The 15811-nt window shown below is 63.3% G+C and carries 13 protein-coding genes; 10 read left to right on the forward strand and 3 right to left on the reverse strand.

The features are described from left to right. Nucleotides 1–89: 89 nt before the first annotated feature. The 3 genes from ACNA1V_RS15800 (at nucleotide 90) to ACNA1V_RS15810 (ending at nucleotide 2644) form a co-directional block, all read left to right on the forward strand. Nucleotides 90–1082 (forward strand): DNA-directed RNA polymerase subunit alpha, encoded by a 993-nt coding sequence (locus tag ACNA1V_RS15800; protein ID WP_415834548.1) that lies wholly within the window; start codon nucleotides 90–92, stop codon nucleotides 1080–1082. 274 nt (nucleotides 1083–1356) lie between these two features. Continuing rightward, nucleotides 1357–1752: a 50S ribosomal protein L17 gene (gene rplQ, locus ACNA1V_RS15805; RefSeq protein ID WP_415834549.1), complete on the forward strand. Its 396-nt coding sequence runs from the start codon at nucleotides 1357–1359 to the stop codon at nucleotides 1750–1752. 265 nt (nucleotides 1753–2017) lie between these two features. Then, complete coding sequence (locus tag ACNA1V_RS15810) at nucleotides 2018–2644, forward strand: LysE family translocator (RefSeq protein WP_415834550.1); 627 nt, start codon at nucleotides 2018–2020, stop codon at nucleotides 2642–2644. Between the two features lie 116 nt (nucleotides 2645–2760). On the opposite strand, the gene dsbD is transcribed toward ACNA1V_RS15810, so the two are convergent. Together dsbD and cutA are read right to left on the reverse strand one after the other, a co-directional pair. Continuing rightward, nucleotides 2761–4785 carry a protein-disulfide reductase DsbD gene (dsbD, locus tag ACNA1V_RS15815; RefSeq protein ID WP_415834551.1) on the reverse strand — a complete coding sequence of 675 codons (2025 nt, stop codon included), beginning with the start codon at nucleotides 4783–4785 and terminating at the stop codon, nucleotides 2761–2763. After that, nucleotides 4782–5147, reverse strand: coding sequence for a divalent-cation tolerance protein CutA (cutA, locus tag ACNA1V_RS15820; RefSeq protein ID WP_415834552.1), 366 nt, complete (start codon nucleotides 5145–5147; stop codon nucleotides 4782–4784). Before cutA ends, dsbD begins: the two co-directional genes overlap by 4 nt. A gap of 132 nt (nucleotides 5148–5279) precedes the next feature. Between cutA and ACNA1V_RS15825 the strand changes: the two genes are divergently transcribed. Continuing rightward, nucleotides 5280–6227: an AraC family transcriptional regulator gene (locus ACNA1V_RS15825; protein ID WP_415834553.1), complete on the forward strand. Its 948-nt coding sequence runs from the start codon at nucleotides 5280–5282 to the stop codon at nucleotides 6225–6227. A 157-nt stretch (nucleotides 6228–6384) separates the two neighbouring features. Further along, complete coding sequence (locus ACNA1V_RS15830) at nucleotides 6385–7266, forward strand: alpha/beta hydrolase (protein ID WP_415834554.1); 882 nt, start codon at nucleotides 6385–6387, stop codon at nucleotides 7264–7266. Nucleotides 7267–7530: 264 nt separating this feature from the next. On the opposite strand, the gene pdxR is transcribed toward ACNA1V_RS15830, so the two are convergent. Then, entirely contained in the window at nucleotides 7531–9096 is a 1566-nt protein-coding gene (gene pdxR / locus ACNA1V_RS15835; protein ID WP_415834555.1) for a MocR-like pyridoxine biosynthesis transcription factor PdxR, read from the reverse strand. Between the two features lie 259 nt (nucleotides 9097–9355). On the opposite strand from pdxR, the gene ACNA1V_RS15840 reads away from it, so the two are divergent. The 5 genes from ACNA1V_RS15840 (at nucleotide 9356) to ACNA1V_RS15860 (ending at nucleotide 15750) form a co-directional block, all read left to right on the forward strand. Continuing rightward, nucleotides 9356–10942: an ABC transporter substrate-binding protein gene (locus ACNA1V_RS15840; RefSeq protein WP_415834556.1), complete on the forward strand. Its 1587-nt coding sequence runs from the start codon at nucleotides 9356–9358 to the stop codon at nucleotides 10940–10942. Nucleotides 10943–11039: 97 nt separating this feature from the next. Beyond that, nucleotides 11040–12035, forward strand: a complete 996-nt coding sequence (locus tag ACNA1V_RS15845; protein ID WP_415834557.1) for an ABC transporter permease — start codon at nucleotides 11040–11042, stop codon at nucleotides 12033–12035. Continuing rightward, a complete protein-coding gene (locus ACNA1V_RS15850; protein ID WP_415834558.1) occupies nucleotides 12032–12871 on the forward strand; it encodes an ABC transporter permease in 840 nt (279 codons plus the stop codon). Before ACNA1V_RS15845 ends, ACNA1V_RS15850 begins: the two co-directional genes overlap by 4 nt. A gap of 27 nt (nucleotides 12872–12898) precedes the next feature. After that, complete coding sequence (locus ACNA1V_RS15855; protein WP_415834559.1) at nucleotides 12899–14701, forward strand: ABC transporter ATP-binding protein; 1803 nt, start codon at nucleotides 12899–12901, stop codon at nucleotides 14699–14701. A gap of 74 nt (nucleotides 14702–14775) precedes the next feature. After that, nucleotides 14776–15750: a 2-hydroxyacid dehydrogenase gene (locus ACNA1V_RS15860; RefSeq protein WP_415834560.1), complete on the forward strand. Its 975-nt coding sequence runs from the start codon at nucleotides 14776–14778 to the stop codon at nucleotides 15748–15750. Nucleotides 15751–15811: the final 61 nt, after the last annotated feature.

The following is a 15811-nucleotide window of genomic DNA, read 5'->3' on the forward strand; positions in this document are numbered from 1 at the left end:
CGGTGGTGCCTGGTTCACCGTTCATTTCTTTCTCTTTTCCGTCAGCCTTATCGGTGTAACGAGCCGAGGGTATTGATCAAGGAACATTCATGTCTGTCCAAGGTTTTCTGAAGCCGCGTGCGATTGAAGTCGAAACGCTGAGCGCTACCCATGCCAAGATCATCATGGAGCCCTTCGAGCGCGGCTACGGCCACACGCTGGGCAATGCGCTGCGCCGCATCCTGCTGTCCTCCATGACTGGCTACGCGCCGACCGAAGTGCAGATCACCGGTGTGGTGCACGAGTACTCCACGTTGCCGGGCGTCCAGGAAGACGTGGTTGACCTGATCCTGAACCTGAAGGGCGTGGTGTTCAAGCTGCACAGCCGCGAAGAAGTCACGCTGATCCTGCGCAAGCAAGGCCCCGGCGATGTGTTCGCGCGTGACATCGAACTGCCGCATGATGTTGAAATCATCAACCCGGATCATGTGCTGGCCCACCTGAGCGAAAACGCCAAGCTGGAAATGCAGATCAAGGTCGAGCAAGGCCGTGGCTATGTGCCCGGCAACGTGCGCGCCCTGGCTGACGACCGTTCGCAATCCATCGGCCGTATTGTGCTGGACGCTTCGTTCAGCCCCGTGCGCCGCGTGAGCTACGCGGTCGAGAATGCCCGCGTCGAGCAACGTACCGACCTGGACAAGCTGGTGCTGGACATCGAAACCAACGGCGTGATCACGCCCGAGGAAGCGGTGCGCCAATCGGCCCGCATCCTGATGGACCAGATCTCCGTGTTCGCCGCGCTGGAAGGCCCGGGCGAATCCGCCTACGAGCAGCCCAGCCGCGCTGGCGCGCCGCAGATCGACCCGGTCCTGCTGCGCCCGGTGGACGACCTGGAACTGACGGTGCGTTCGGCCAACTGCCTGAAGGCCGAAAACATCTACTACATCGGCGACCTGATCCAGCGTACCGAGAACGAGCTGCTCAAGACCCCGAACCTGGGCCGCAAGTCGCTCAACGAGATCAAGGAAGTGCTGGCCGCACGTGGCCTGACCCTGGGCATGAAGCTGGAAAACTGGCCGCCCCTGGGCCTCGAGCGTCCCTAAAGTATCAAACAAGGCCCTGGCGCATGCCTGGGCCTTGTCTGCTTGAGTTGCCATGCATTTGCATGGCAACGCGGCAAGCCGGGCAGCCGTTTCGCCCGGATTGCCGTTCCAGGGCAGCTTTTTCGTCCCTGGCCGGAAGCATGTCTTCCGGATGTTGTGGCAGTACCGGCATTTGATGCCATTTTTCCATCGGACCGCGCCTCGCAAGAGGTGATAGAAGAGCCGATTATCCAGGTGCTCAGGCACTGTTCATTCAAGATTCAAAGGAAATACCATGCGTCACCGTAACGGCCTGCGTAAGCTGAACCGCACCAGCAGCCACCGCCTTGCCATGTTCCGCAACATGTCCGTCTCGTTGATCACGCACGAAGCGATCAAGACCACCTTGCCGAAAGCCAAGGAACTGCGTCGCGTCATCGAGCCGCTGATCACGCTGGGCAAGAACCCCACCCTGGCCAACAAGCGCCTGGCTTTCGCCCGTCTGCGTGATCGCGACGCCGTGGTCAAGCTGTTTGAAGTCATCGGCCCGCGCTACGCTGCTCGTAACGGCGGCTACACCCGTGTGCTGAAGATGGGCTTCCGTCAGGGCGACAACGCCCCGATGGCGTTCATGGAGCTGGTGGATCGTCCGGAAGTGGACGCTGCCGAGCAAGCTGCAGATCAGGAATAAGACGTACATCAGCCTGTGCTGATGCCGGGCGGCGGCCGTTTCTGACGGCCGCCGCCTTTCTTTTTGCCTGAGGCCTGGCCAGCCTGGCGGACTGTGTCGAGAACAACACATGCCGGTCTCGCCAAAAGCCGCAGCAGGGTTCATACTTATGCCGTACTCCCCGTCCGGGAACGCGCCGCTGCCTTGAAAGCCGGCGTCTTATCGGGCGGGGATTTCGCCGTTCTGGCCGCCCGTTGCGGTACCGGCCTGGCCGATAGGATAGGAAATGACACTCACCAGCCTGCTACTTTTTGTGCCCACCTGTTTTGCACTGAATCTGGTGCCTGGGCCGAACAATCTGCTCAGCGTACACAATGGCGCATGCCATGGCTTTCGCAAGGCCGTGGGGGCAGGTTTGGGGCGGGAGGCGGCCTTTGCCATTCTGATCGTCCTGTCGGCGCTGGGGCTGGCCGCCTTGCTGGCTGCGTCAGCCTCGTTCTTCCTGGCGGTCAAATTCGTGGGCGCTGCCTATTTGCTGTATATCGCCATCAAGTTGTGGCGAGCCAAGGTCGGCGGGTTCGACCCGGCTATCGGTGCCCATGTGGCGCATGAATCATTGGTGCAACTGATGCGCACCGAGTTCATGGTCGCCATCAGCAATCCCAAGGCCATTCTGATTTTTGGCGCTTTGCTGCCGCAGTTCGTTGATCACACGCAGCCAGTGGCGGAGCAGTTGCTGATGCTGGGAGGCGTGTTCCTGATCTTGGAATGGGGCTCCATCGCCTTGTATGCGTTCATGGGGGTCTATCTGGGCGGCTGGCTCAAGACACCGCGCAATATGGGGCGTTTCAACAAGTGCTGCGGGCTGTTCCTGGGTACGGCAGGGCTGGGCTTGCTGTTCTCGCGTTCCTGAAGGCATACGCAGGCGGCCCGGTATCAGGCTTTGGCTGGCGCCTGCCTGCAGGTTGGCGAGGGGCCGGCTTGCCGGGCGCAGTAGGGGGGTGTGCGAGATAGGATCCCTCTTGCGGCTCAGCGCAGCTGATCAAGCACTTTCAGGAAGTCCTGCGGGCCCATATAACCGATGACCCGGGCATCCTCCCTGGCTTGCCCGTCGGCGTCATAGAACAGCATGGCAGGCGGGCCGAAAATGCGTAGTTGCTTCATCAGCGCGCGGTCAGCGGCACTGGCGCGGGTGACATCCAGGCGCAATAGCGTGAACTGGTGCAGCCGGGCCTGTACCGCCGCGTCCGAGAGCGTGTTGCGCTCCATTTCGTGACAGATGGCGCACCAGTCGGCATAGACATCCAGCATGACAGGCCGGGTGCTGGCTGCCAGGGCAGCATCCAGCGCCGCAGTGTCTCGGACGGTTTGAAACACCAGCGGTGCATCTTGCCGGGCGGCAGGGCCTTGCCAGGCCGCCAGAGGAGCCAGCGGATCGCGGCCGCCGCTGGCGGCGCCGAATAGCCATACCAGCGCCACGCCCGTTAGCAGCAAGCCTGCACTTTTGAGTGCCGCCGGGCCGGGACGGATCGGGCGCTCCAGGGGTTCGAACGCACCCAGCAGCACGGCCGCAAAGCAGGCCAGGGCAGCCCAGCCTGCGAGTGCCAGTGCGCCCGGCAGCAGATTACCCGCCAGCCACCATGCGGTTCCCAGCAGCAGCAGGCCGGTGAGTTGCCGTATGCCTTCCATCCAAGGGCCGGGCCGTGGCCGCCAGCGGCCGGCCAGCAAGCCGAGCAGCAGCAGAGGCAGGCCCATGCCCCAGGCCATGATGAACAGCGACAGGCCGGCGCCGGCGACATCACCGCTTTGGGAAAGATACAGCAGCGCGCCAGCCAATGGCGCCGCCACGCAAGGCCCGATGACCAGCGCTGAAACGCCACCCAGCAAGCCCGCACGCGGCAGACTGTTGGCAATACCGCCGTGTCCGATACGGCCCAGCCGGCTTTGCAGCGCACCGGGCATCTGGAAGGTAAAGACGTCGAATTGTGCCAACGCCAGCAGGGCCAGCGCGACGGCGAACAGGCCGATCAGCCAGGGCATTTGCAGCCAGCTGGAGAGCGCAGCGCCTGTAGCGCCTGCCAAGATTCCCATGGCGGTGTAGATGATGGACATGCCGCCGACATAGGCGGCGGCCAAGGCCAGGCCGCGCCTGCGCGTGAGGCTGCCCGCAGGTGATGAGAGCAGCATGGCCGAAACGATGGGCAACATGGGCAGCACGCATGGCGTCAGCGACAGCAGCAGGCCCAGGCCGAAGAAACTCAGTAGTTGCAGGCCGAACTGGCCTTGCGTGGTGCTCAGCCTTTGAGCCATCTCCAGGTCGCCGCCAGCAAGCGGGCCGGAGGCGGCGGGCGCAGCGGCAGCGTCGGCAGTCGCTGCCTCGGGTTCGGTGGCAGAGGCGGCTGGTGCGAGGCCGGAGAAGGCGGATCCGGAAGAGGGCGGTATGGCGGCAGAAACGGCGCTTGAGGCGGCCGTGGCAGTGTCCAGCGGCGCCAGGGCATCATCGTCGATGTCGATGCTGACTAGGCGGTAGCCATCCTGGCCTTGGCTTTCCAGTTGCAGGCGCTGGCGCAGCGGCGGGTAGCACAGGCGGTCTTCGGCACACCCCTGGCTATCGACAATCAGCGTCAGGGGAGGATGGCCGGGCAAGGCAGGAATTGTCAGGCTGAAATCAAGCTGCTCGCGATAGACCTCCATATCGCGCTGAAAGGTGGTGTCGAATACGCGGCTGCCCTCAGGCAGATTGGCGTCGGCAGTTTGCGCCGTCCCTTGCACGAGCCAGTGCCAGGCCAGTTTTTCGCGGTACAGGTAGTAGCCGGGGGCAATGGTATAGCGCAGCTGGAGTTGCTGGCCGCCGTCAGTGTCTGCCTGCAGGGCAAAGGCTTCGGCTTCGGGCAGCAAGGCGGGTTTGCTGGGAAAGAAGCCGGGCAGCGTATTGCCGGGCAGAGCGGATACCGGCTGCGCGTGCAGCGCGCTGCGCGGTGACAGGCAAAGCAGCAGGACGATCGCCAGCAGCAGAATCAGGAGGGACCGGCTGCGCGGGTAATGGCGGCTCATGGTTGCGGACGGGTGGGTGCAGCTGCCGCAGCGGGCGTGACTGACGCGTTGATCCAGGCCAGGTAGGCCGGCAGGCCTGCGGTAATGGGCAGGCAAATGATTTCGGGCACGGTGTAGGGGTGGCGTGCCTGAATGAGGGCCATGGCGCCTGCGCGTTGCGCCTGGGCAATCTTGGCCTGCAAGGGGTACTCCGTGGCATGCTCCAGTTTGCCGTCCCACAGATAAGTGGATTGCACCGGTGCACCGAGCTGGACGCAGGCCGCCATGCCCAGGCGCACGAGTTCGTCGGCGACGGCCTGAGTCAGAGCGGCATCAGGGAAGGTGCTGAGCAGAATTTCGCAATCAGAGGAGGCAGTCGTCATGGCAAGTACGTATTGGCGAGTTCAGGCGCACGGCAAGGGGAAAGCGGAATAGGCACCGGTGGTGCCGGGGGCTTGCATCGGCAGAGGCTTTGTGTGAGTTTAGCTGCTGGTGGCAGGGCCGAGGGAGCGGACATGCAGAGGAACGTCGTGCAGGGCGCTATGGCGCCGGCGGCAGCCGTGGCGCAGGATGCCGATGCGCAGATAGCGCAACGTGTCTTGAATCACGTACGCGGACTGGAGAGCCATGCCAGCCAATTGGTTGGCATGGAAGCGGTCTTTTCCCATGCGGCGCAAGGCATGCCGCACAGCCATGCCCGGATACAGTTTCTGCACGTGCTGGAAGGCGCGCTTTCGGTGCGCGTCGGCAAGGAGCAGTGGCTGGTGCCACAGCATCATGCCATATTGATGCCGGCCGGGCTGACACATGACAACCGGTATTTCGGCCCGGCGCGGGTACGCAGCCTGTATATCGCACCGGAGTTGTGGCGGCCAGAGGATCTGCCTGCCTGCAGACTGGTGGCGGTGTCGCCTTTGTTGCGCGAGCTGACGGCAGCGGTGCTGGAGATGGCGCATGCCACGGCCGAAGCCGGGCGCGCGGCATTGCTGACTGCGCTGACTGTGCAAGAAATCCAGCGCCAGCCGGCCTTGGCGCTGCGTTTGCCCATGCCGGTGGACAGGCGTTTGCGCCGGGTCTGCGAGACCTTGTTGCGGGATCCGGGCAATCGTTTGCCTATCACGCATTGGACCGGCATGGCCGGTATCAGCCAGCGGACGCTGACGCGTCTTTTCCCGCGTGAAACCGGGCTGAGCTACAGAGCCTGGCGTCAGCAATTGCTATTGTTGGCTGCCCTGGAGCGTTTGGCAGCAGGTAGAACGGTGGGCTCCGTGGCCTTGGATTTGGGCTATGCCTCTGCCAGTGCATTTGGTGCGATGTTTTTGCGGCAAGTCGGTGTGAGCCCATCGGTCTATGCCGGTTATCGGACGCATGGCGTTTTGCCAGGGATGGACGGGCCGCAGGCGTCAGGCCATGCACCCGAGAGGCATCAGGCAGTGAGGGGCCGCGGCAGACGGAATGGCTGAAATCAGAGAATGAATGGCGTCTTTGCGATAGATGCCAGCGCGTGGCACGCGCAAGATAGCAGCCAGGGCGAAAGGCAGACAGGCCACCGCCCGCAGGCCGCATGCCGTCCGGCGCAGCCGGAGGCCGGCGTTATTCACGGTTTTCAGGAGAAATGTCTTGGAACGAGCTAACGACCCCGTTTACGGAACTTATGACCAGGCCGAGCTGGACATCCAGTACAACATTCTGGGGATGATCCCTGATTACAAGGATATCTTCACGCGTTGGGATGCCGACAGTGAAGCGGCACGCCGACAGGCGCATGCCGCAGGGCGTTTGCAGGTGCTGCGCTATGGCGCGTTCGCGTTGCAGGAAATCGACTTTTTCTCTTGCGGGGCGGCGCTGGCGCCAGTGGTGTTGTTTATCCATGGCGGCTATTGGCGCTCCCAGGACAAGGCGGCCTTCGGTTATACCGCTGCGGCCTACCAGGCGCTGGGTTGCCATGTCGCACTGGTGAATTACCGGCTGGCACCGGCCGTGAATATGGATCAGATCGTCGATGATCTGCGTGCCAGCGTGGCCTGGCTGGATGGGCAGGCGCAGGCCCTGGGCATTGCGCGTGATCGGATCTATATCGCCGGCAGCTCGGCAGGTGGTCATCTGGTGGCGACATTGATGGCCAGCGATTGGGCGGCGCTGGGCGTCCGGGCGGATATCGTGCGTGGCGGATGTGCGCTCAGCGGGGTGTATGAGCTGGAGCCGATCCGGCGCTGCTTTCTGAATGCGGTGGTGGGGTTGGATGCGGCGCAGGCGCGCCGCAATAGCCCGCTCTATCGCCTGCCGCCGCCCGATCTGCCTTTGATCCTGTCAGTCGGCGGCGACGAATCGCCCGAGTTTCAGCGTCAGCAGAATACCTATGCCCAGGCTTGCCAGGCACGCGGCTTGGCAGTGACGGTCGTGCCGCAGCCGGATGGCCATCATTTCGACATGATAGATCGCTGGTGCGACCCGACGCAGCCGTTGTTTCGGGCGTTCGCCGCCATGATTCATGCCGCCTGAGGGCGACATGGAGGCCTGCCCTGGGCCTGTGCCGAGGCTGTGCTGAGGGCTGCACTGAGGCGGTACGGAAGCCTGCACCGAGGCCTGTATCGAGGCCTTTGCAGAGGCCTGTACAGAGGCTTGTACTGAGGCCTGAACTAGAGGCCTGCACCGGGGCCAGCGCTGTCATCGGCGCAGTTCGCGCCCGCATGAGGCGGGCCGCTATGGGGTGCGGTCTGGCCCGGCTGTGGTGCCGCTGGTGCCGCTCGTGGCCGGGATGGCGGCTCAGGCCGGCGCCGTTTCCCGGCGCACGGACAGCGTCTGTTCGATGATCCGCGCCAGCCGTTCAAAGGCCGGCACGATCTGGCTTTCCTGCACACCGGCATAACCCAGCAAGAGGCCCTGGCTGGGTATGGAGCTACCGGCATAGTGCGAGGACAGGGCGCGTGCCACCAGCCCCTGGCGCCGTGCCTGCAGGACAATGTCCTGGTCGGTGCCGGGCCGGCAGTCCGCCGGCAGATGCAGCACCAGATGCAGGCCGGCCTCATGGGCGGAGACCGGCCAGCCCTGGCCCAGCCGCTTGGCGATAGCGGCGCGCAGCAAGGTCTGTTTGCGCGCGTAGAGCTGCCGCATGCGACGGATATGGGCGGCATACATGCCCTGGGAAATAAATTCCGCCAGTGCCGCCTGCTGCACCAATTGTCCGTCGCGGAACAGTTCGGCATAGCCGTCGGCGCATTGCGCGGCAATGGCTTCGGGCAGCACGACATAGCCGGTACGGATGCCGGGAAACAGGGTCTTGGAGAGTGATCCCATGTAGATCACCCGGCCATGTTCGTCCAGGCCCTGTAGCGAGGCCAGCACCCGGCCCTCGAAGCGGAATTCGCTGTCATAGTCATCTTCCAGCACCCAGGCATCATGCTGCCTGACGTATTCAAGCAGCCGGCGGCGGCGTGCCAGGCTCATCACCATGCCCAGCGGAAACTGGTGCGAGGGCGTGACGTAGATCAGGTGCGGCGGATGCAGCATCAGTTCACCCTGCAGGGTCAGGCCTTCGGCATCCACCGGTACGGGGACCAGTTCCAGGCCCTGGGCTTGCAGCAGGCTGCGCGCAGGGCGGTAGCCCGGTTCTTCAACCCACACGCGATCCCCGGTATCCGCCAGCATCTGGCTGACCAGGGCAATGGACTGCTGGATGCTGGTGGTAATGATGACCTGTTCCGGCGTGCAGTTGACCGAGCGTGACAGCCTGAGATGCTCGGCGACGGCCTGCCGCAAGGGGTAATAGCCGCCATGGTGGGCGTAGTTCAGCTTGTCGCAGCGGCAATAGCGCCAATGGCGGCCGATCATCCGGGCCCAGGCGGCATGCGGGAAGTGATCGGTATCCGACACGCCCAGCGCGAAGGCGCCGGAAGGGCTCTCCACGATGGCGGCATCCTTCAGCACCAGCAGGCCGCGCCGGGACAGGCCGGGGTCGGGCGCCGGCCGGGTTTCGCCCGCCACCAGCAGGCGGTCGGGGACATGGCCGGGCAGCGTGTCGGACAGGTAGGTGCCGCTACCTGCCCGGCTGATCAGGTAGCCCTCGGCCAGCAATTGTTCGAAAGCGTGCAGCACGGTATTGCGCGACAGCTTGAGCTCGTCGGCCAGGGCGCGTGTGGAAGGCATGCGCATATTGGGCGGCCACATGCCCTTCAGGATGGCTTGGCGCAGCAGGTCGTAGATCTGCCGATTGAGCGGACCGCGTGGCGACAATTTGTCGTAATCCAGGTACTGCAGCAGGTAGTCGGAAAGCAGCACGATAAGCGACGTCAAAAATGGCAGGGTGACAGGGAAAACCCTAGCAAGAATCATGCCAAGTGGTACCACGAAGAAAGCCTCAAGTGGCGCTTTTTGGCGGTCCACATGGCGCGTACTGTTTCATAACAGCGCGCGACGGACAGTTGCCGCAGACGGCCCGGCCGGCGCGCTGCCCTCCCTGCGGGGCGGAGCCAGGCGAGGCCTTCATTCGGGTAGCCCCCGGGTTTTCCTGAATGGCGGCGCGGAGTAGCCGGTCATGACGACGGACATGCCCCGCATTTCAACAGTGTTGTCATTTATGGACAATGAGACCATGATGAAAAACCTTAATTTCTTTCCTCGGAAATTTGTGTGCGGCGTGGCGCTGGCCCTGTTGCCCATGGTGATGGCGGCTACGGCAGCCCAGGCGCAGACGCGTGGCGGCACGCTGGGGCTGGTCGCCAATCCGGAGCCGCCATCCATCGTGACGGCCATGAATTCCATGGTGGCGGCGCAATACATGGGCAGCAAGGTTTTCCAGGGCTTGCTGACTTATGACGGCAATATGCAGCCGCGCCCGGAACTGGCCAAGTCGTGGACGATTTCCGATGACGGCCTGACCTATGTGTTTGAGTTGCAGGAAGGAGTGAAGTGGCATGACGGCCAGCCGTTTACTGCCGATGATGCGGTTTTCACCATCGGTACCCTGCTGCCTGCGGTGCATGTTCGCACCGGTTTGGTGCTGAAGAACTATCTTGAATCAGTGACGGCCAAGGATCCCCACACTGTCGAGATCAAGCTGAAGAAACCTTTCCCGCCATTCATTTCCATGTTCGAGTCGGGCACCATGCCGATGATGCCCAAGCATCTGTATGAAGGCACCGATTTCGCCCGCAATCCGGCCAACCAGAAGCCGGTCGGCACCGGGCCGTTCCGCTTCAAGGAATGGAAGCGTGGTTCCTACCTGCGCCTGGAGCGCAACCCGGATTACTGGAAGCCCGGGCTGCCCTATCTGGATGGGGTGGTGTTCTACATGATGCCGGATGCGGCGTCGCGGGTGGTGGCATTCGAGAATGGCACGGTGCAGATGCTGCGCAGCGGCGATCTGGAAGTGTCCGATCTGAAGCGGCTGCAAGGCATGGATGGCGTGGATTACACCGCCAAGGGCTGGGAGCTGTTTTCACCGACCTATCACTTGCAGCTCAACCTGCGCAAACCGCCTTTCGATAACGTGAAGGTGCGCCAGGCGATTCAGCACGCGCTGGACCGGCAGTTCATTGTTGATGTGATTTTCGAAGGCCAGAACTGGCCGGCAACCGGGCCGTTCGCCACGACGGAACTGTTCTATGAAAAGGATGTGCCGCAATATCCGTATGACCTCGACAAGGCGCGCGCGCTGATCAAGGAGTCTGGTGTCGATGTTGGCGCACGGCCGGTGAAACTGCTCAACATGGCGCTGGGCGGCAACTATGACCGCCTGCTGGAATATACCAAGCAGATGCTGGAACAGATCGGCTTCCGGGTGGAAATCGAAGCCAGCGATGGCGGTACCTGGGCGAGCAAGGTCAGCAACTGGGATTACGACATTACCTTCAACCTGCCTTACCAGTATGGCGATCCGGCATTGGGGGTAGAGCGGCTCTACGTGACGCGCAATATTTCCAAGGGCAGCCCGTTTGCCAACAACCAGGGCTACAGCAACCCCGAAGCCGATGCCTTGTGGGAGAAGGCAGGCCAGGAACTGGATCCTGCCAAGCGAGCGGCGTACTACAGCGATCTGCAGAAGATTCTGGCGCGGGATGTGGCGAACAACTGGTTGATGGATATCGAGTTCGGCACGGTCTCCAAGGCCAACGTCAAGAACCCGGTAAGTTCGGGCCATAGCCTGACGGAGTCGCTGGATACCGTCTTCATCGAATAGCACGTGCAGCACGGGCCGTGGCAGCCGTCACGGCCTGGATGGACGGCGAGCTGGCGCGGCAGGGGGCCGCGCCAGGCAACTGGACGCGAGGTATCCGATGTTTATTTCCTTCCTTACGACGCGGTTGTTCAAGGCGCTGATGGTGATGCTGGGCGTGGTCGTCATCAATTTTTTCCTGATACGCATGGCGCCGGGCGATCCTGCGGCTGTGCTGGCCGGCGAGTCGGGGGCCAGCGACCCGGCATTCGTTGAGGCGCTGCGGGTGCAGTTCGGGCTGGACCAGCCCTTGCTGACGCAGCTGTGGGTGTACCTGAAGGGGGCGGTGCAGCTCGACCTGGGCTATTCCTATCGCAACCATATCCCCGTGTTCGATCTGATCATGGAACGCTTGCCGGCCACCTTGCTGCTGATGGCGGCCGCCTTCGTGATTTCCATTGTGGCTGGCGTGGCGCTGGGCGCACTGGCAGCGCGTTCGCGGTTCCGCAACCGGCACCGCTGGGTCGATAGCCTGGTGATGTCCTCGGCCATGCTGCTGTATGCCACGCCGCTGTTCTGGCTGGCCTTGCTCAGCGTGATTGTGTTTTCGGTCATGCTGGGGTGGTTTCCGGCCTTTGGCATGGAAACGGTGGCTGCCGGGTTTACCGGTTGGGAACGAGTGCTGGATATTGGCCGCCATCTGGTGCTGCCGGCCTGTTCCCTGGCCGCATTTTTCATGGCGGTCTATGCCCGCCTGATCCGGGCCTCCATGCTGGAGGTGATGGGCATGGATTACGTCAAGACGGCGCGCGCCAAAGGAGTGCCTGCCGGCCGTGTCCTGCGGGTGCATGTCATGCGCAATGCCTTGATGCCGGTCGTCACATTTGCCGGGGTGCAACTGGGCCAGCTGGCTGGCGGCGCGGTGCTGACAGAAACCGTATTCGGCTGGCCCGGCGTGGGCAGGCTGATGTTCGACGCCTTGCTGCAGCGTGACTATCAGTTGCTGCTGGGCGGATTCTTGGTGACCTCGGCCATGGTGGTGTTCTTCAACTTCATGGCGGATCTGGTGTACCGGGTGCTGGATCCGCGTATCGGCGCCAATGGAGCGAAATCATGAAATCGCTGAGCAAACATTACTTGCGCAACTATGGCGCAGTGGCAGGGCTGGCATTCTTCGCCTTGGTGGCATTGGTAGCCTTGCTCGGGCCGATGCTGTACCCGCAATCGCCATGGATGATCGTGGCGCGTCCCATGCAGCTGCCGTTTTCCAATATGGCGTACCCGCTGGGTACGGACATGCTGGGGCGCGATGTGCTGGCCGGGCTGATTTATGGTGCTCGCGTATCACTCACGGTCGGTCTGGTGGCGACTGCCGTGGCGCTCAGCGTGGGGGTGTTGGTGGGGGCGGTTGCCGGATATGCCGGCGGGTTGATCGACGACGCACTGATGGCCGTGACGGAATTCTTCCAGACCATTCCGCAACTGGTGATGGCGGTGCTGGTCGTGGCCATTCTCAATCCTTCGCTGTATTCCGTCGTGGGGGCGATTGCGCTGGTTTCGTGGCCGCCGGTCGCGCGGCTGGTGCGAGGGGAATTCATGTCCCTGCGGGAGCGGGAGTTCGTGCAGGCGGCGGTCGTGATTGGGCAGCGTCCCAGCCGCATCGTGCTGACACAGATACTGCCCAATGCCATGTCTTCCATCATTGTCATGGGGTCTTTCATGGTGGCCACGGCCATTCTGACGGAGGCTGCGCTGTCCTTCCTGGGGTTGGGCGATCGCAACCAGATGAGCTGGGGGTTCATGATCGGTGCAGCGCGCAGCGTGATCCGGCAATCCTGGTGGCTGAGCATCGCGCCGGGCGTGGCAATCCTGATGACGGTGCTGGCGATCAACCTGATCGGCGAAGGGTTGAATGATGCGCTCAATCCGCACTTGCGCCGACGTGGCGAGTGAACCGTGCGAGCCAAGGGGAAACACGAAATGAATACGAGCCATACGAGTGCCAACGCAGGCTTGATGCGACAGATGCAGGGTGGGGCGGACAGGCGCGACCTGCAATTTTTCGCCGCACGTAGCCCTGCGCCAACTGCAGCGCCTGGCCCGCAGGAGAGTCCGACGGACGGGAGCCAGTCCGCCGTGTTGTTGCAGGTGCAGGGTTTGAGTATTGCTTTGCCGTCGAGCGGCAGCGATCGGCCCTATGCGGTGCGTGATGTCTCCTATGAGGTGCGCGCCGGGGAAATTCTGTGCCTGGTCGGAGAATCCGGTTCCGGCAAATCCATGAGCGCCAATGCCATCATGGGGCTGCTGCCGGACTATCTGAAGCCGGAGACGGGCCGCATCCTGTTTCGCGGGCGTGACCTGTTGCAGACGGGCGAGGAGGATATGCGCAAACTGCGCGGCCGGGAAATCGCCATGGTGTTCCAGGAGCCGCTATCTGCGCTCAATCCGGTCATGAGCGTGGGCGATCAGATCCTGGAAGTGTTGCGTGTGCATCAGGCCTACCCTGGCGCGTCGGGCGTGCAGCGGGTGCTGGAGCTGCTGGAATTCGTGGGCCTGCCCGAACCGGCCACGCTGTACAAAGCCTATCCGTTCCGTTTGTCCGGCGGCCAGCGCCAGCGGGTGGTGATTGCCATGGCACTGGCGCTGGAGCCGGGGCTGCTGATTGCCGATGAGCCGACCACAGCGCTGGATGTGACGACCCAGGCGCAGATTCTGGCGCTGATCAAGCGCATACAGCGAGAGAAAGGCATGGGGGTGGTATTCGTCACCCACGATTTCGGGGTGGTGGCGGAAATCGCAGACCGGGTCGCCGTCATGGAGCGTGGCTTGCTGGTGGAGCAGGGCCCGGCGGCACAGGTGCTGGAAGCCCCGACCCATCCCTACACCCGCCGCTTGATTGCCGCCGTGCCGGGGCGCCGGGGCACGGCTTTGCCAGAGAAAACCGAGGATTGCGTCATGCGGGTGGAAGGTTTGCGCAAGGTCTATGCCAGTGGCAGCCGCTTGTTGCGCACGCGCCGCGAAGTCATTGCTGTGGACAATGTGAGCCTGGAGGTACGCCGTGGCGAAACCCTGGGCATCGTCGGAGAATCCGGATCGGGCAAGTCCACGATAGGCAAGTGCCTGCTGCGCCTGACCTCGGTGGATGGCGGCGCCATCCATTTTGGCGGTGTCGATATCACGCGCATGAGCGAACGGGAATTCCGCCCCTTGCGCAAGGATGTGCAGATGATTTTCCAGGATCCCTTCGCCTCGCTCAATCCGCGTCATACGGTGGGCCGCATCATCACGGACGGGCCGCGTGCCAATGGCGTATCGCAGGTTGATGCCGAACGTCGTGCGCGAGCCTTGCTGGAGCGTGTCGGCCTGGAAGCGTCGGCCTTCGATCGGCATCCGGGGCAGTTTTCCGGCGGGCAGCGGCAACGCATCGGGATTGCCCGCGCGTTGGCGCTGGAGCCCCGCCTGCTGGTGGCGGATGAGTCGGTATCGGCGCTGGATGTGTCGGTGCAGGAGCAGGTGCTGGCCTTGCTGGCGGATCTGCAGCGCAGCCTGGATATCGCCATGATTTTCATCACTCATGACCTGCGCGTGGCCGCGCAGATCTGCCACCGCGTAGCGGTCATGCACAAAGGCAAGGTAGTGGAGTACGGGCCGGCCGCAAAGATTTTTGATGCGCCGTCGGACCCCTATACCCAGCGCCTGGTACGGGCCATCCCGGGCCAGCAGTGGTATAGCCGCCTGATGGATGAGCGTGTGAAGCACCGCGGCGGGCCAGGGATAGCATGAGTGGATGGCAGGATGAGGGCGCCCAGGCGGAAGCCGGGCGGACATGATTGATGCAGAGAAAGGAAGCCGTACCCATGACTGAACGTATGCAAGCATCATCCGGTGTGGTGCAAGAGACCGGCACGATGACGGCCGCTTTGCTGAGCCGCTCTTTCGACCTGTCGTTTCTCAAGCCGCAGTTGGAAGCAGCCATTCCCGGCCTGGAGGTCGTCGAGTGGCCGGACCCACGCCATGCGCAGGCCGAACTGGCCGTGTGCTGGGATGTGCCGGATGAGGTCTATGCCGGCATGCCCAGGCTGAAGCTGGTGCACAGCATTGCGGCCGGGGTGGATAACGTGGTGGCAGGCCAGGATCTGCGCGGCCTGCCGGTATGCCGCGTGGTGGACCCGGACCTGGCCGAAGGCATGTTGCAGTACGTGCTGTGGAGCGTACTGTATTTCCACCGCAGCCTGGACCGGGCATTGGCCCAGCAGCGCCAGGCTCAGTGGCTCCGGCCGTTGCAGACCCATGCCTCCACGTGTCGCGTGGGCATCATGGGGCTGGGCGAAATGGGCGGGCACGTGGCGCAGGGCTTGGTGCAGCGGGGCTATGCCGTGCGCGGCTGGTCACGCACGCCGCGTCAGCTGGAAGGTGTGCAGGCATACAGCGGCGCGGCGCAGTTCGACGCGTTCCTGGCGGGTTGCGACATCCTGGTCTGCCTGTTGCCGCTGACGGACAGCACACGCGGCATTCTGAACCGGCGCCTGTTTGCCGCCTTGCCGCCGGGGGCTGCGCTGATTCATTGTGGCCGGGGCGCGCACCTGGTGGAGCAGGATCTGGCCGATGCCCTGGCCAGCGGTCATATGCGCGGCGCGGTGCTGGATGTTTTCGCGCGCGAGCCGCTGCCCGAGGATCATCCGTTCTGGCACATGCCAGGTGTGGTGGTCACGCCGCACATGGCCACCATGGCGTCCTGGGAGGCCGTGATCAGCCAGGTGGCCGACAACGTGGCGCGGCTGCGCGCCGGGCGGGATTTGCTCAATACCGTGGATCCGGTGCTGGGCTATTGACCACGCGCCCAAGCGCCAGCCCCGGGCTGAAGTCCGGGGTATCGCGTGGCGGTAACCATAC

This window comes from Kerstersia similis (assembly GCF_965139615.1).
Lineage (GTDB): Bacteria > Pseudomonadota > Gammaproteobacteria > Burkholderiales > Burkholderiaceae_B > Kerstersia > Kerstersia similis.

Coding starts and splice junctions, on each gene's coding strand:
- ACNA1V_RS15800 (WP_415834548.1), top strand. CDS start 90: ATGTCTGTCCAAGGTTTTCTGAAGCCGCGTGCGATTGAAGTCGAAACG.
- rplQ (WP_415834549.1), top strand. CDS start 1,357: ATGCGTCACCGTAACGGCCTGCGTAAGCTGAACCGCACCAGCAGCCAC.
- ACNA1V_RS15810 (WP_415834550.1), top strand. CDS start 2,018: ATGACACTCACCAGCCTGCTACTTTTTGTGCCCACCTGTTTTGCACTG.
- dsbD (WP_415834551.1), bottom strand. CDS start 4,785: ATGAGCCGCCATTACCCGCGCAGCCGGTCCCTCCTGATTCTGCTGCTG.
- cutA (WP_415834552.1), bottom strand. CDS start 5,147: ATGACGACTGCCTCCTCTGATTGCGAAATTCTGCTCAGCACCTTCCCT.
- ACNA1V_RS15825 (WP_415834553.1), top strand. CDS start 5,280: ATGCAGAGGAACGTCGTGCAGGGCGCTATGGCGCCGGCGGCAGCCGTG.
- pdxR (WP_415834555.1), bottom strand. CDS start 9,096: ATGATTCTTGCTAGGGTTTTCCCTGTCACCCTGCCATTTTTGACGTCG.
- ACNA1V_RS15840 (WP_415834556.1), top strand. CDS start 9,356: ATGATGAAAAACCTTAATTTCTTTCCTCGGAAATTTGTGTGCGGCGTG.
- ACNA1V_RS15845 (WP_415834557.1), top strand. CDS start 11,040: ATGTTTATTTCCTTCCTTACGACGCGGTTGTTCAAGGCGCTGATGGTG.
- ACNA1V_RS15850 (WP_415834558.1), top strand. CDS start 12,032: ATGAAATCGCTGAGCAAACATTACTTGCGCAACTATGGCGCAGTGGCA.
- ACNA1V_RS15855 (WP_415834559.1), top strand. CDS start 12,899: ATGAATACGAGCCATACGAGTGCCAACGCAGGCTTGATGCGACAGATG.
- ACNA1V_RS15860 (WP_415834560.1), top strand. CDS start 14,776: ATGACTGAACGTATGCAAGCATCATCCGGTGTGGTGCAAGAGACCGGC.